Origin of the sequence: Xanthomonas sp. fls2-241-TYG-148, assembly GCF_030208815.1 — a bacterium.
GTDB classification, from domain to species: domain Bacteria; phylum Pseudomonadota; class Gammaproteobacteria; order Xanthomonadales; family Xanthomonadaceae; genus Xanthomonas; species Xanthomonas campestris.
The window spans coordinates 1-16,476 of record NZ_JARVTE010000001.1 but is presented as its reverse complement, the minus strand read 5'-3'; the positions used below and the strand labels follow the sequence as shown (position 1 = coordinate 16,476).

Annotated in this window: 8 protein-coding genes; all 8 read right to left on the bottom strand. The window is 65.0% G+C overall.

Annotated features, from left to right (window positions below):
• Positions 1-18: 18 nt before the first annotated feature.
• Positions 19-2,265 carry a methyl-accepting chemotaxis protein gene (locus QRM60_RS00040; protein WP_285445327.1) on the bottom strand — a complete coding sequence of 749 codons (2,247 nt, stop codon included), beginning with the start codon at positions 2,263-2,265 and terminating at the stop codon, positions 19-21.
• 462 nt (positions 2,266-2,727) lie between these two features.
• Positions 2,728-4,986 carry a methyl-accepting chemotaxis protein gene (locus QRM60_RS00035; protein ID WP_285445326.1) on the bottom strand — a complete coding sequence of 753 codons (2,259 nt, stop codon included), beginning with the start codon at positions 4,984-4,986 and terminating at the stop codon, positions 2,728-2,730.
• Between the two features lie 229 nt (positions 4,987-5,215).
• Positions 5,216-7,603 carry a methyl-accepting chemotaxis protein gene (locus tag QRM60_RS00030; protein WP_285445325.1) on the bottom strand — a complete coding sequence of 796 codons (2,388 nt, stop codon included), beginning with the start codon at positions 7,601-7,603 and terminating at the stop codon, positions 5,216-5,218.
• Positions 7,604-7,615: 12 nt separating this feature from the next.
• Positions 7,616-8,377: a transporter gene (locus tag QRM60_RS00025; protein WP_042599006.1), complete on the bottom strand. Its 762-nt coding sequence runs from the start codon at positions 8,375-8,377 to the stop codon at positions 7,616-7,618.
• A gap of 292 nt (positions 8,378-8,669) precedes the next feature.
• A complete protein-coding gene (locus QRM60_RS00020) occupies positions 8,670-11,456 on the bottom strand; it encodes a methyl-accepting chemotaxis protein (RefSeq protein WP_285445324.1) in 2,787 nt (928 codons plus the stop codon).
• Positions 11,457-11,515: 59 nt separating this feature from the next.
• Positions 11,516-13,687, bottom strand: a complete 2,172-nt coding sequence (locus tag QRM60_RS00015) for a methyl-accepting chemotaxis protein (RefSeq protein ID WP_285445323.1) — start codon at positions 13,685-13,687, stop codon at positions 11,516-11,518.
• A 749-nt stretch (positions 13,688-14,436) separates the two neighbouring features.
• The gene (locus QRM60_RS00010) at positions 14,437-14,970 is read right to left on the bottom strand and encodes a hypothetical protein (RefSeq protein WP_011037052.1); all 534 of its coding nucleotides are present in this window, start codon (positions 14,968-14,970) and stop codon (positions 14,437-14,439) included.
• Between the two features lie 237 nt (positions 14,971-15,207).
• A partial coding sequence (locus QRM60_RS00005) for a methyl-accepting chemotaxis protein (RefSeq protein WP_285445322.1) occupies positions 15,208-16,476 on the bottom strand: 1,269 nt, incomplete at its 5' end.

Sequence of the window (16,476 nt, the reverse complement as noted above, 5' to 3'; positions counted from 1 at the left end):
CCGGCTGGCTTCATTCAGTCAGAATTCCTGCCAGCTGGCCTCGTTGCTGGCAGTGGTGACGACGGCGCGTGGCTTGGACGCCGCCGTGCGGCCGGCAGCGACTACTTTCGCCTTGATCGCCGAGGTGACCGCCGGGCGTGACGCCTGCTGCAGCGGTGCGGCCACATAGCCGGCGTCGGTCTTGAACACGGCCACTGCTTCGGTGAGCTGCACGGCCTGTTCTTCCAGCGAGCGCGCGGCGGCAGTAGCTTCTTCCACCAGCGCGGCGTTCTGTTGGGTGGTCTCGTCCATCTGGGTGATGGTCTGGTTCACTTGCTCAATGCCGGCCGACTGCTCCTGCGAGGCGGCAGAGATCTCGCCCATGATGTCGGTGACGCGCTGCACGCTGGCCACCACTTCGCCCATGGTCTTGCCGGCGGTGTGCACCAGTGCGGAGCCTTCGGCCACGCGCTGCACCGAGTCGTCGATGAGGTCCTTGATCTCCTTGGCGGCGCCCGAGGAGCGCTGCGCAAGCGTCCGCACTTCCGATGCCACCACCGCAAAACCGCGGCCTTGTTCACCAGCACGTGCTGCTTCCACCGCAGCGTTCAACGCCAGGATGTTGGTCTGGAAGGCAATGCCGTCGATGACGGAGATGATGTCGGCGATCTTCTTCGACGAGGCTTCGATACCGGACATGGTCTCGACGACCTTGCCGACCACTTCGCCGCCCTGCACAGCCACGCTGGCCGCACCAATGGCCAGCTGATTGGCCTGGCGCGCACCTTCGGCGTTTTGCTTGACGGTGGAGGTGAGCTCTTCCATCGAAGCTGCGGTTTCTTCCAGATTGGCGGCCTGCTGTTCGGTGCGCTGCGACAGGTCCTGGTTGCCGGCGGCAATTTCGCTGGCCGCGCCCTTGATCGACACCGCCGAGGTCTTGATGCTGCCGACAATCTCGGCCAGCTGCGTGGCGGTGGCGTTGGCGTCATCGCGCATCTGTGCGAACACGCCGCGGAACTCGCCACTCATGCGTGCGGTGAGGTCGCCGGCAGCGATCGACTGCAACAGGCTGGAAAGCGACTGCAGGTTGCCATCGGCGGTGGACATCAAGGTGTTGAGGCTGTCCACCATCACGCGGAAGTCGTACTGGAAGCGCTCGGCGTCGCCACGTGCGCTGAAGTCGCCGTTGGCCGCGGACTGCGCCAGATGCTTGATTTCGTGGTTCATCGCGCCAAGGTTGGTTTTCACCTGCGCCATGGTGTCGGTGAACACGGCCTTTTCGCCGGGCAGCTTGCTCATGTCGTCGCTGAGATCGCCAATGGCGTAGCGGCCCATGATGCGTGCCAGGTCGGTCTGCACGGCGACGTGCGAAGCCACCAGCAGATTGGTGTCTTGGGCCATGCGGCCATAATCGCCGGGGAATGCGGAGGCATCGATGCGGAAACTGATCTGGCCATCGTCATGGCGCTTGGCCATGTCGGTTTGTGCGGTGATCAGGTTGCGCAATTGGTCCTGCATCTTGCTCATCGCCTTGAGCAGACGTCCGCTTTCGTCGGTGGCTTGCGTATCGACATCGTTATCGAGCTTGCCGCCGGCAATCGACTCGGCGGCGCGGGTGGCGCGGCTCAGCGGCTGGGTCAGGCTGCGGGTGATCAGCAGGCCCAGCGCACCACTGAGCAGCACCACCAGCACCGTGCCGGCCACCAGCAGCTTGCGTGAGTCATCCATCGACTGCAGCGCACCGGCGGACGCGTCGGCCGCCAATTTGTCTTGCAGCGCGATGTTCTCGTTGATCTTGTCCTGCCAGCTTTGCAATGTAGGAGCGGCCTTGGTCAGCAGCAGGGCGAGTGCTTCGTCGCTTTTGCCACCCAGGCTCAGCTCGATGACCTTGTCATTCAATTCTTTGGCGACACCGCGGCGTCGATCGATCTCATCTCGGATCGCCTTACCCTCGTCGGAGGGAGGGGTGGCATAGAGCTGCTCGCGTGCTTTTGCGTATTCCTCGCGCGCCTTTTTTATCTCGGCGATAAAGACGCGGTTTTCTTCATCCGATGTCGGCAGCACGATATTGCGAAGCTGCATCGCGATGACGTAATTGGCGTTCACCATGTCGTTGGACAGGCGGATCTTGAGCATGTTCTGGTGCACGATGTGGTCTACCAGTGCACGCGCCGAACTCAAGCCGCGGTAGCCGATAAAGGCGATGACGCCAGAGAGCAGGATCAGGATGGCAAATGCGCTGGCCAGACGGGGCCCAACGTTGTAGCGCTGCAGGAGTGCATTCATGACGAGGGTTCCGTAAGGCGAGGCGAAGGGTGCGTTGCACGCGCGGCCGCTGGGTTCGTTCCACGCGCTGCTATGGGCAGTAGCGGCCTCCGCCTGGTCGCACTGAATACCTCCATGCCAAAAATCGCATAACTATGGTTATGCAAATGAAGCAAAAAACTGCTTTAGGAATAGCAACTTACGCTGGAAGCGTTACCAAGCGGTCGCGACCGAACGCGTTGCGGCGAAGATCCTGGCGGGCCCGACAAGCACGTGACTCATTGAGTCGCGTTGCCGCCGGCACGAACAACCTACCGTTGGCAAGGCCAGGCGCCTGAGGCGCGTGCTTGATGGAGAGTGCTCAACCCGCGCTCATGACGCTGCGCACTGCGGGGATGCGGCAAACCAGTGCAAAAGAAAAGCCGCGTTTCCATGAGAAACGCGGCTTGGTCTTGTCAGCACTCGACGTTGCGGCGCGGGCGCTTAAAACTCCGCCCAATCCGATTCGTTCGAGGTCGTCACTGCCCGGGGCGCGGCACGCACCACCGGCTTGCTCGGCTTGGCGAGGCCAGCGGCCTTGGCAGCAGGGCGGGCCACTGCGGCTTGCGCACGTACCACCGGCGTCGCACGCGTCACCGATTCAAGTTCGCTGGACAGGCGGAACAGCGCCACCGCTTCGGTGAGCTGCTGTGCCTGGTCTTCCATCGAGCGCGCCGCAGCGGTGGCTTCTTCCACCAACGCCGCGTTTTGCTGCGTGGCTTCGTCCATCTGCGTCACGGTCTGGTTGACCTGCTCGATGCCGGCCGACTGTTCCTGCGAGGCGGCGGAGATCTCGCTCATGATGTCGGTCACGCGCTGCACCGAAGAGACGATTTCACTCATGGTGGTGCCGGCCTGGTGGACCAGCGCCGAGCCTTCGGCCACCTTGCTGACCGAGTCGTCGATCAGGCCCTTGATCTCCTTGGCTGCGCCAGCCGAGCGCTGCGCCAGCGTGCGCACTTCACTGGCCACCACGGCAAAGCCGCGGCCCTGTTCGCCGGCACGCGCGGCTTCCACCGCGGCATTCAAGGCCAGGATGTTGGTCTGGAACGCAATGCCGTCGATGACGCTGATGATCTCGGCGATCTTCTTTGACGAGGTTTCGATGCCGGACATGGTGGTGACCACCTGGCCGACCACGCTGCCGCCATGCGACGCCACATCGGCCGCACCGATCGCCAGCTGATTGGCCTGGCGGGCGTGTTCGGCGTTCTGCTTGACGGTGGAGGTGAGCTCTTCCATCGAGGCGGCGGTTTCTTCCAGGTTGGCGGCCTGCTGCTCGGTGCGCTGCGACAGATCCTGGTTGCCGGCGGCGATTTCGCTGGCGGCAGTGTTGATGGTCAGCGTGGAATGCTTGATGCGGCCGACGATGTCGGTCAGGCGCTGCACGGTGGCGTTGGCGTCGTCGCGCAGACGTGCGAACACGCCGTGGAATTCACCATCCATGCGTGCGGTGAGGTCGCCATCGGCCACGGCGCCGAGCAGCTGCGAGAGCTTGCCCAGATTGCGGTCGCTGACTTCCATCATCGAATTCAGATCGGCCACCATCACCGCGAAGTCGTACTTGAAGCGCGCGGCATCGCCACGTGCGCTGAAGTCGCCGGCCGCGGCGGCCTGTGCCAGCTGTTTGATTTCGGTGTTGATCGACAGCAGGCTGGCCTTGGCGGCGTCCATGGCTTCGTGCAGCACGGCGCGGCTGCCGGGCAGGCGGCGCGCGTCTTCGGTGAGGTCGCCCTGGGCGTACTGGTTGAGGATGCGCACCGAGTCGATGATGGCGTCCAGGTGCTCGAAGATCATCGTATTGATGCCGCCGGCCAGCGTGCCGTACACGCCGGGGAAATCTTCCGGCATGCGGTGGGTGATGTCTTCGGCGGCATGCAGGTGCGACATGCGCGCGGTCTCGTCGGAGAAGCGGCGCAGCATCTGGGTCATGCGGCCGGTGGCCTCGAGCATCTGGCCGATTTCATCGTTGCTGGTCTTGCCGACCTGCACGCTCAAATCGCCACGCGAGACCGCCTGGATGGCGCCCAGCGCCTTGGACAGCGGGGTGGTGATACTGCGGGCGATCAGCCAACCGAAGGTGACCGACAGTGCGGCCATCAGCAGCGTGCCGAGCAGCAGCACCGCACTGGTGAACTTGAACGACGCGGCGCTGGCGGTGACCATGTCGCCGAGTGCCTTGGACTGCTGCGCGTACATCTTGTCGACCGAGGCAAACAGTTCCTTGCGGATCTCGCCGGACTGCTTGCGCGAGAATTCCATCGCGGCGGCGCGGTCTGGGTCTGCATAGAGCTTGCGCAGCTGCTGGTTGGCGGCGAAGTAGCGTGCGCTGGCATCGGTCAGCTTGGCGTACTCGGCCTTCAACGGCGAGGCGGCGCCGATCTTGGTATCCAGGACTTTTTGCGTCTCGACGTATTTGGCCTGGATCTCGTCCATGCGCTTGAAGAACATCGCATAGCGTTCCGGATCTTCCAGATTGACGAACTGGCCCACTTCATAGACGCGGAATTCGCCGGCGAAACCACGCAGCTCGGACAGGCGGCTCAGCACCGGCACCACGTCCTGATTGATCAGGTCGGTTTCCTGCTGCATCTGCTTCATGCGTGAAAAGCCGAGTCCACCCAGCAGGGCAGTCAGCACGGCGCTCAGGCAGAAGGCAAACATCAGCTTGCGGCGGATCGGCCAATCGTTGAACTTGTTCATTCCTTACTCCAGGGTGTTGCGCAGAGACAATGTCCTGGTTGCTAACGGCCCGTGCCCTGGATTCTTTACGCGCGGTGCCTGAACGCTCCATCGCAGCGGCGAGGGCTTCAGTTGGGAATGACGGGCCTTTGCGTGTCTTCAGTCACCGCGATGGCGGGGCAGGGCGAGGCCGGCCTCCTGCAGCAGGCAGGACGTGCGTTGCTGCCGGCCGGCGTGAGCAGCCAGCCTGTCAAAAGTCCTGCCACTGCTCCTCGTTGCCGTGACGACTGGCGGCCACCGGTGCCGGTGCCGCTGTGGCGGTGCGCGTGCGCTTGGCAGGTGACGGTGGGCGTGCCGTGGTAGGTGATGAGGCCGTTACGCGGCGCGGCGAAGCAACCTGCGGCGCCGTCGCTGCCGTCGCTGCCGTCGAGCTCAGGGTAAACACCGCCACCGTGTCACGCAGCTGGCTGGCCTGCTCTTCCATCGCACGTGCGGCGGCGGTGGCTTCTTCCACCAGCGCGGCGTTCTGCTGGGTGGCTTCGTCCATCTGGGTGATGGTTTGGTTGACCTGCTCGATGCCTGCGGATTGTTCCTGCGAGGCGGCGGAAATCTCGCCCATGATGTCGGTGACGCGCTGCACGCTGGCCACGATTTCGGCCATGGTCTTGCCGGCCTGGTCCACCAATGCCGAGCCTTGTGTCACCTTGCTCACCGAGTCGTCAATCAGGTGCTTGATCTCTTTGGCTGCACCGGCCGAGCGCTGGGCGAGGGTACGCACCTCACTGGCCACTACCGCAAACCCGCGGCCCTGTTCGCCCGCACGCGCGGCTTCCACCGCGGCGTTCAAGGCCAGAATATTGGTCTGGAACGCAATGCCATCGATGACGCTGATGATCTCGGCGATCTTCTTCGAGGAGACCTCGATGCCGGACATGGTGGTGACCACCTGCGCCACGACCGCGCCGCCGGTGGAGGCCACGCCCGCCGCGCCAATCGCCAGCTGATTGGCCTGGCGTGCACTCTCGGCGTTCTGCTTGACGGTGGAGGTGAGCTCTTCCATCGAGGCGGCGGTTTCTTCCAGGTTGGCCGCCTGTTGTTCGGTGCGTTGCGACAGATCCTGATTGCCTGCCGCAATTTCGCTGGCGGCGGTATTGATCGACACGGTGGCATGCTGGATGCGGCCGACCACGCCGGCGAGCTGCTCGGCAGTGGCGTTGGCATCGTGCTGCATGGTGGCGAACACGCCGTGGAAATCGCCGTGCATGCGCGCGGTGAGATCACCGGTGGCCAGTGCGCCGAGCAAGCGTGAGACCTCGGCGATGCTGATCGCGTTGGCGTCCAGCAAGGCATTGAGTTGCTGCGCCAGCAGCAGGAAGAAGCCCTGCCTGCCGCTGCTGTCCAAGCGCTTGGACAGGTCGCCGGCCGCGGCGCTGCGCACCACATCGGCCACTTGCGCTTCGATCTTGGTTTCGGCAGTGCGGTCGCGCCACTCGCAGACAAAACCCACATGCGCGCCGGCCTCGTTGCGGATTGCGGAGATCTGCTGGGCAATGCAGGCGTCGCGGTACTGCACTTCGCGCTGCGCCGCACTCTGGCGATCCAGGCGTTGATAGATTTCGGCGTCCTGCGTGTTGCCGACTTCCAGCAGCGAGACCGGCTTGCCGACCAGATCGGTGTCGCGATCAAAGGCCGGCGCGCAGGCGCGGATGTCGTCTGCATAGGTCTGCAGCAAGGTCTGCAGCGCGGTGTTGGTGTAGACGATGGTCAGGTCCGGGTCGGCGATGTACATGCCAGTGGAGGCGTTATCCAGCGCGGTGCGGATGCGCAGGTTTTCCGCGGCCACCGCACGCTCGTGCTGCAGGCGTTCGCGCAGGTCACGCTGCATGCGCGCCAGGGCGGCCATCAAGCTGTTGGCGTGTTTGGCCGCAACCGGAATTGGCTGATCCAGGCGGCCTTCGGCGATGTGCTGGGCGGCGGCCATCGCCAGGCGCGGTTCGCCCCCCAACAGACCGGAGACCGAGCGCAGGATCCAGCCTGCTGCCAACGCCAGGCACACGATCGCCAGCGCCACGGCGCCGCCTTGTTGCCACATCACCTGCCGGCTATACGCTTCGGCATGCGCGTGATTGGTCTGGTTCAGTGCAGTGATGTGCTCGCTGATGGCGCCCATGCGCGTTTCCAGCGCTTCGAATTTTTGCGTGAAGTCCGCATAGGCCGCATCGGTCTCGGAGCCGGCTTCCACCCGCGTCATCAGCTGGTCGGCGGCACCGATATACGCCTGCAGGGTGGGGCTGACGTCTTCCAGTTCCTTGCGTAGCGCCGGCTCCAGCGGCAGGGCGCGATTGGCGGCCAGCGACTGGCGAAAGTCGTCGGCGTGCTCGCCCAGCGAGGCGCGTGCGGCAGCGATCGCCTGTGCGTCCTTGCGGGAGGCGGCCAGCAGTGCAGTGGTGACGTCGCCGCGCAAGGCGTCATGCATCATGTCCGCCTGCATGTGGTTGCGCAGTGCATCCGATGAGGTCACTTGCGCGGTGATCTCATCCAGCAGGCCTCGTTGGCCGCCGTAGCCCACACCGCCCAGCGCGAGCAGTGCGATCACTGCCACCAGGACCAACACGCCCAACATGTGCATGATTTTCATTGGGTGGCCTGATCAGAAGCGAAGGGACAGGCCCACGCCGAGCGCGTGGTCCGGTGAGCGGTCATTGAGGCCGTAGCTGTACACCGCATCCAGTTGCACGTCGTTGCTGAGCAGCCAGGCCGAACCGACATCGAGCAGCGCGACGGTGCCGCCATCTTCGCTGCGGGCGATCTGCGGCAGCGCCACTTCAACGAACGAGCGCACCTGGTCGTTCCAGGATTTGCCGATCACCGCGCCGAAAATGCCAGCGGTGTGGCGGTTGCCTTCACCGTCGTCATCCCAGATCACGCCTGGCATCACGCCAGCGGAAATACTGTCGCTCAGGTCCCACTCGGCCACCAGGCGGAACGAGGGGCGTGCGCCATGCCCACGCAACGCGCGCGCACCGGTGGGCAGGTCCACGTGCAGCAACCAGGCCAGCGAGGCCTTGCCATCATCGGAACCGGCCAGGTGATGCTTCACGCCCAGCGCAACGTCGGACATGCCGGAGACCTTGGCGTCATTGTCCACGTCCAGCCGTTGCCAGCCGTCGGTTTCCAGGCGCAGTTCCCAGGTCGGACCCAGCCCGTAACGAAACAGCGTGGGTGTCGCGAATCCATCCAGGCCGTCATCACGTTCGCCGGCCACGCTGGTTTCAATTTGCAGCCGCTGATGGCCCACGGTGAGGCTGGACTCGACGAAATCCGGGCGGTCGGTGGCAATCGGATCTTCGGCGCGGGCAAGCCCGGTGACACCGAACATGGCAAGACAGCTGGCAAGCACACATGGCTTCATGGCGACCCCTGGAACGTTGAACGTCCTGACGCAGAGCGCTGGCACTGGCTGCCACGGCGGCGGTGCGCGTACCGATCGGCAATTGCGTGGTGCGCAGGCGGCCGATGTTATTGACGCTAACGGCGGCGCCTGTCAGTTCTTGATGCGTGTCCGACAAGCGGAATGGGCAGGGCGTCGCACCGGATGTTGCTGTGCGCTGTCGCGTTCGCTTGTGTGTCAGGCAGGCTCAGTCGGGCGATGGCTGCGCTTAGCTGGCCTGCGCAGGCATCGCCATGCGCAGGCCGGCGCAGGATCAGAAATCCTGCCATTGGCTGTCGTTGCCGCTGCTCTGGCTGGGCGCCGGCTTTGCGGCGGTGCGACGTACCGGCGCCACGCTGCGCTTGGCTGCCGCAGCCGGGCGCTTGATGTCTGGTGTCGCCGGCTTGACAAGCGATGCAACGGCAACCGGCGTGGTGGCGTGGCTGAGCTTGAACACCGCCACCGCGTCGCTGAGCTGGCCGGCCTGTTCTTCCATCGCACGGGCGGCGGCAGTGGCTTCTTCCACCAGGGCGGCGTTTTGCTGGGTAGCCTCGTCCATCTGGGTGACGGTGAGGTTGACCTGCTCGATCCCGGCAGACTGTTCCTGCGAGGCGGCGGAAATCTCGCCCATGATGTCGGTGACGCGCTGCACGCTGGCCACGATCTCGGCCATGGTGGTGCCGGCCTGGTGCACCAGCGAGGAGCCCTGCGCCACCTTGCTCACCGAATCGTCGATCAGGTGCTTGATCTCTTTGGCCGCGCCGGCCGAGCGCTGGGCAAGCGTGCGCACTTCCGAGGCCACGACTGCAAAGCCGCGGCCCTGTTCACCGGCACGCGCGGCTTCCACCGCTGCGTTGAGCGCCAGGATATTGGTCTGGAACGCAATGCCGTCGATGACGCTGATGATCTCGGCGATCTTCTTCGAAGACACTTCGATGCCGGACATGGTGGTGACCACTTGCGCCACCACCTCGCCGCCATGCGAGGCGACGCTGGCCGCGCCGATTGCGAGCTGGTTGGCCTGGCGCGCGCTTTCTGCGTTCTGTTTGACGGTGGAAGTGAGCTCCTCCATCGAGGCAGCGGTTTCTTCCAGGTTGGCCGCCTGTTGTTCGGTGCGCTGCGACAGGTCGTTATTGCCGGCCGCAATTTCGCTGGCGGCTGCATTGATCTGCGTGGCCGAGGTCTGGATGCCGGAAACGATGCCGGTGAGCTGGGCCACGGTGGCATTGGCGTCATCGCGCATGCGGGCAAACACGCCCTGAAAGTCGCCGTCCATGCGCACGGTGAGGTCGCCCTCGGCCAGCGCGCTGAGCAGGCGCGAGATACGTTCCAGCCCTTGCGCGGTGGTGTCCACCAGGTCGTTGAGCTGGCGGCCGAATTCCAGATAGAAGCCGTGCTTGTCCTGCAGCGCCAACCGCTGAGTGAAGTCGCCCAGCAACGCAGACTGCACCAGGGCGGCCACTTCGTTTTGCACGCTTACCTCGGCGCTGACATTGCGCCACAGCAGCATGCTGCCGCTACGGCGGCCATCGCCGGCATACAGCGGGGTCATGGTGAGGTCCAGCGTCACCGGGCCGAAGGTGTAGCGCTCCGAGACGGTGGCGGTGAGCTGCTGCAGGCGCTGCATGCGCGCCTTGCCGTCGGCATCGCTGCCGAAGACGTGCTCCAACGGCTGGCCGACCACCGCATCGGCGCTGAAGCCGGTCTGGCCCTTGGCGTGGAAGGCGGCTTCGCCGTGCTTGAAGGAGGTGTGCAGCGCCTCGGTGATGAATACCGCGGTGTGGTGTTCGTCGGCCAGCAGTACTTCCATCTCCGAGTGCTCCAGCGCGGTGCGAATGCGCAGGTTCTCGTTGGCGATCTGGGTGTCGCGTTCGATGCGCTGGCGCAGATCGCTCTGCATGCGCTGCATGGCGCTCAGCAGGCGGCCCACTTCGTCCTGGCGCTGCACGGTGATCTGGTTGTCCAGCTTGCCCGAGGCAATGGCATCGGCCACGCGTGCGGCGGCATCGAGCGGGCGCACCACCTGGCGGCGTAGCAGCGCAAACAACGCGATGCTGAGCACCAATGCCGAGCCCAGGCCCACCAGCAGAATCGTCCACAGCAGGCGATGCGCCTGCTGCATGATGGTGGCGTACGGCACCACCACGCCCAGTGCGAAGCGTTCCTGCGCTTGGCCGATTTGCAGCGGCACATAGGCGCTCACCGCGCCGTTCTCATCAGGCACGAAATCGACCGCGTCCTTGCCGGCCTTGATGGCATCGAGCACGGCGCGATGACGCGCGTCGGTAAAGGTCTTGCCGATCCGCACGGTGTCGCGCGAGGCCAGCACAATGCCGCCCGGCGACAGCAGCTCGACATAGCCGCTGTCCATCGGGCGCAGCGCACCCAGCCGTTGCTGCAAGGCGGCCAGCGCGATGTCCACGGTGACCACGCCCAGGAACGTGCCATCTTGCTGGATCGGCGTGGACAAGGTGGTCATCAGCACGGTCTTGCCGCCGATCTGGTAGTTGTACGGTTCGGCCACGGTCTGGCGGCCAAGTTCGCGCGGCTTGAGGTTCCAGTCGCCCAGGCCCGGGGTGTCGTAATCGGTGAGCGGTTCGCGCACCAGTGACTGGCCGTCGCGTCCCCAGTAGGTCATGAAGCGGCCGCTGGCGTCGTGGCCCTTGGCGCTGACGAAGGCGCTGTCTTTCGCGTCGAAGGCCTGCGCTTCCCACAAGGTGCCCATGCCGACCCACTCGGGATGGTCCTGCAGCTGGTCGTGCACCACCGCCGCAGCGGTGTCGCGGTCGATGCTGTTGTTGGCGCGCTGCACCAGCAACGTGGTGGCCACGGACTTGCCGGTGGTCAGGGCCTGCCCCAGCTCGCTGCCGATCTGCTCGGCCTGATAGCGTGCCGCGTTCTGCATGGTGGCCTGCGCCGAGGCCGTCAACGCGCGGCTGCTTTGCCAGTAGGTGATCGCGGCAGTCAGGCCGAAACACAGCAGTGCCACCACCGCCGTCCCCAGCATCAGACGATAGGCCAGGCTGGCGCCGCGACGAGCGGAAGAGAGCGTAGAGGTCATGGAGCTGATCTGCATGGTGGGGAGAAAAGCCCGCCGTGCCGGCGGGCGTGACACGTCACTCAATAACTGGCAAGCAGGGCGTCGGTGTGCTGTGCGGCGCGTGCGCGCAGCGACGGCACCGTGGCGGTGACACGGAACGAAGACACCGCATCGTCCAGCTGCTGCGCTTGCTGCTGCATCGCATTGGCCGCAGCGGTGGCTTCTTCCACCAGCGCCGCGTTCTGCTGGGTGCTCTCATCCATCTGGGTGATGGTGAGGTTGACCTGCTCGATGCCGGCGGACTGTTCCTGCGAGGCGGCGGAGATCTCGCCCATGATGTCGGTCACGCGCTGCACCGAAGACACGATGTCGGCCATGGTCTTGCCGGCCTGATCGACCAACGCCGCGCCCTGGGTGACCTTGCCCACCGAATCGTCGATGAGGTGCTTGATCTCTTTCGCTGCACCAGCCGAGCGCTGGGCAAGCGTGCGCACTTCACTTGCGACGACCGCAAACCCACGGCCCTGTTCGCCGGCACGCGCCGCTTCCACCGCCGCGTTCAAGGCCAGGATGTTGGTCTGGAACGCGATACCGTCGATGACGCTGATGATCTCGGCGATCTTCTTCGACGAGGTCTGGATACCGGACATGGTGTCCACCACCTGGCTCACGACATGGCCGCCCTGCGAGGCGACACCGGCTGCGCCGATGGCCAGCTGGTTGGCCTGGCGGGCGCTTTCGGCGTTCTGCTTGACGGTGGAGGTGAGTTCCTCCATCGAGGCGGCGGTTTCTTCCAGGTTGGCGGCCTGCTGCTCGGTGCGCTGCGACAGATCGTTGTTGCCGGCAGCGATCTCGCTGGCCGAGCCGGTGATCGATTGCGCGGCCTGCTGGATACGCCCCACGATGCCCGACAACTGCAACGCGGTGGTGTTGGCATCGTCACGCATGCGTGCGAACACGCCGTGGAAATCGCCTTCCATGCGCGCGGTGAGGTCGCCTTCGGCCAGTGCGGCCAGCAGCTCGGACAGCTTGCCCAGGTTGCGGTCGCTGACGTCCATCATCGCGTTGAGGTCGTTGATCATGCGCGCGGAGTCGTGCTTGAAGCGGGTTGCATCGCCACGCTGGCTGAAGTCGCCATTGGCCGCGGCCTGCGCCAGGCGCTTGATCTCGGTGTTGATGGCCAACAGGCTGGCCTTGGCCGCGTCCATGGCTTCGTGCAGCACCGCGCGGGTGCCGGGCAGGCGCGTGGCATCGCGCGACAAATCGCCCTGTGCGTATTCGTTGAGAATGCCGATTGCATCGACGATGGCATCGAGGTGTTCGAAGATCATCGTGTTGATGCCACCGGCCAGTTCGCCGTACACGCCCGGGAAATCGGTGGGCATGCGGTGGCTGACGTCTTCGCCGGCATGCTTGTGCATCATCACCTTGGTCTGCGCGGAGAAGCGCTCCAGCGTGTGCACCATGTCGTCGGTGGCCTTGAGCATCTGGCCGATTTCGTCATTGCCGTGCTCGGCGGTGCGCACGCTCAAATCGCCGCGTGCCACGCCCTTGATCGCGGCCAACGCGCGCGCCACCGGCTCCAGGATCGAGTTGCCGATCAGCCAGCCCACCAGCAGGTTGACCAGGACCAGCACGCCGCCGGCGAAAGCCACGATGCCGGTGAACACCAGCGCCTGCGACTGGGTGTCGTCCAGGTACACGCCGGTGCCGATCACCCAGCCCCACGGCTTGTACAGCGACGCGTAGGAGGTCTTCTGCACCGGGTCCTTTTCACCGGGCTTGGCCCAGGTGTAGTCGACATACCCGCCGCCGGCCTGCGCGGCGGTGACGAAGGCCGGGAAGATGCGCTTGCCGTCCGGGCTCAGCACATCGTTCAGCGGCTTGCCGTTGAGGTCGGGGCGGGTGGGGTGCATCAGCATCACCGGCGCCTGGTCGGTGACGTAGATGTAATCCACGCCGCCGCGCGCGCGCATGGTGGACAGGGTCGCCAGTGCGCGGCTCTTGGCGGTGTCCACGTCCATCTCGCCCTTTTCGGCGCGTTCCTGGTAGCCGTTGACCACCGCCATGGCCATCTCGATCTGACTCTTGAGGCCATCGCGACGGGTGTCGGTGAGATCCACGTATTGCATGCGCGCGGCGATTACCGCCAACGCAATGATGCCCAGCGCCACCAGCGCCGTTTGGGCGAGGAACTTGCGCTTGAGCGGTACGTTGGCCAGCGTTTTTGCAATCGTGGTCTTGAACGTCATGACGGGTATCCGACTAGGGAATGTGTGACAGGCTTAAGTCGAATAGCGACCAGATCGCAGAAATGTTGAGCGCGACTTGACACTCAATGTGCTAGCGCATTACGCATTCAGTAGTCGCGCGGTGCCAAACGGCCGGTGGTGCACCAATCGATTGCACGCAACGCACTGAACGTCGGCGCCGTGGCGGTCTCGGCCATGGGAGGTGCAACACACTGGGCGTCGCGTTGGCACCGCTGGGTAACTTGCTTGCTGCCGCGGGGAATGCGATGAGTGGGCAGCTCAAGGAGCTGATACCCGGCGCGCGTTGCGTCATCAGGGCGCTGGACGATCGGTGCACGCATGCCAGCGCTGGCTACGGCAGACACTAATCTCGGAGCGGCTGCTCAGGGGCGCACTGATGTTTCGCGCGGCTGCTGCACGGACGCTGGATTTCGCAGCGAAGCCACGCGTTACTCACTTGGCAACAGTAGCTGCCAGTGGCGCGCGACATCTCTGATCTACGCGTCTGATCCACGAGGCGAGGGCGATCGTCAGGGCTAAAGGTGGTGCCGCCTGCGCTTTTGTTGATCGCAAGTTCTGCCGTGTGGTCGGCAACCCCGTGAATCCATCGCTGGTTACGCTGCGCAACCGCAACCGCAACCGCAACCGCGCACGTGCTTCGAGCAAGGGCTGGCGTGGATCGGCAATGAGCGCTGCATGCATTGCGATGGCAGGGGCCGCGCGCGATGCGCCGCGGCCTTGCCGCGACCTCAACGGCGCGGCGTGCTGCTCACGCTGGCGACCGATTGCTGCAGGCTCTGCAGTTCGGTCCACAGCAGGTGCCGCGTGTCGCCGGCATAGCCCAGCGACAACGCCTGGGCAGCATGCAGATCGCCATCGTGCAGGGCGCGATTGGCTTGCCGGTGCTGCGCCAGGTACTGGCCCAGTTGCTGCTGCACACGCGCGAACTGCTGCGCCTGTTCGCCCTGCGGCACGGTGGCCTGGACGTAGCCTGCGTGCCGCGCGATGCGCTGACGCAGATTGCCAAGGCGTTCGTCGTAGGCGTCGATGCGGGCCGGGTCGTGCGCGGCGGCGAGCTGCGCACGCTGCGTGTTGCGCAGTTGCACCAGGTCGATCGCCAGCGACTGCAGCGCGCCCACCGGGACGTTGTCCAGCAGCACCGAGGCAGGCGCCGCCGGCGTTGCCAGTGACGGCGGCAACGATACGCAGGCCGCCAGCATGGCCACGCCGAGCGCACAGCCCAACAGGTGGTGCGCAGAACGAATGGACTTGGTGGTGTGCATGCGGGCTTCCTCGACGTGGTGTGGGCCAGACAGCCCTCATTGCTGTCTGTATCGGCCGCAGGATGGTGTGCTTGATCACCTTTCGACCAACGGCAGGGTCAAGCAATACCGGCTACCGGGGCGCGGAGCACCGTCCGGTGGCCGCCACATAGCAAAACGCCCCGACAGGATCGGGGCGTTTTGAGGTGCGCTGACACTCCCGTCTTGGCGACGGCCAGGCAGTTGCGCGGTTACCGCTTAGAACTCGTGCCAGCTCGAGTCGCCAGCCGAAGCCGTTACGGCGGCCACCGGACGTGCCAAAGCACGCGGCTTGGTAGCCGCGGGCTTGCTGGTCGCAGCCTGCTTGCTGGCCGGCGCCTCGCCGGCAACACGCGTGGATGCGGGCCGGCTGGCAATTGCCATCGGTGCACTCTGCTGCTGCAGCTTGAAGATCGACACCGCATCGGACAACTGGCCGGCCTGTTCTTCCATCGAACGCGCAGCCGCAGTGGCTTCTTCGACCAAAGCGGCGTTTTGCTGGGTGGCTTCGTCCATCTGGGTGACGGTGAGGTTGACCTGCTCGATGCCGGACGACTGCTCCTGCGAGGCGGCAGAAATCTCCCCCATGATGTCGGTCACACGCTGCACGCTGGCGACGATCTCGGCCATGGTGGTACCGGCCTGGTCCACCAGCACCGAGCCTTCGGCCACCTTGCTCACCGAGTCGTCGATCAGGTGCTTGATCTCTTTCGCCGCACCGGCCGAGCGTTGGGCCAGCGTACGCACTTCCGAGGCGACCACGGCAAACCCACGGCCTTGTTCGCCGGCACGCGCGGCTTCTACCGCTGCGTTCAGCGCCAGGATATTGGTCTGGAACGCGATGCCGTCGATGACGCTGATGATCTCGGCGATCTTCTTCGATGACACTTCGATGCCGGACATGGTGGTGACGACCTGCGCCACCACCGCGCCGCCTTGCGAGGCGACCGATGCCGCACCAATCGCCAGCTGGTTGGCCTGGCGCGCATGCTCGGCATTCTGCTTGACGGTAGAGGTGAGCTCTTCCATCGAGGCAGCGGTTTCTTCCAGATTCGCTGCCTGCTGCTCGGTACGCTGCGAGAGGTCGTTGTTGCCGGCCGCGATCTCGCTGGCGGCCGCATTGATCGACACCGTGGCGTGCTGGATGCGCCCGACAATGCCGGACAGCTGCTCGGTGGTGGCGTTGGCGTCGTCACGCATCTGCGCAAACACGCCGTGGAAGTCGCCGTGCATGCGTTCGGTCAGGTCACCGGCGGCGATCGCCTGCAGCACCTTCGACAAGGCGCTCAGGTTGCCATCGGCGGTGGCCATCAAGGTGTTGAGGCTCTCCACCATGGCGCGGAAGTCGTACTGGAAGCGCTGCGCATCGCCACGCACGCTGAAGTCGCCGTTGGCCGCGGCCTGCGCCAGCAATTTGATTTCAGAATTCATCGCCGAGAGGTTGGCCTTCACCGTGTCCATGGTGTCGGTCAACACGGCCTTTTCGCC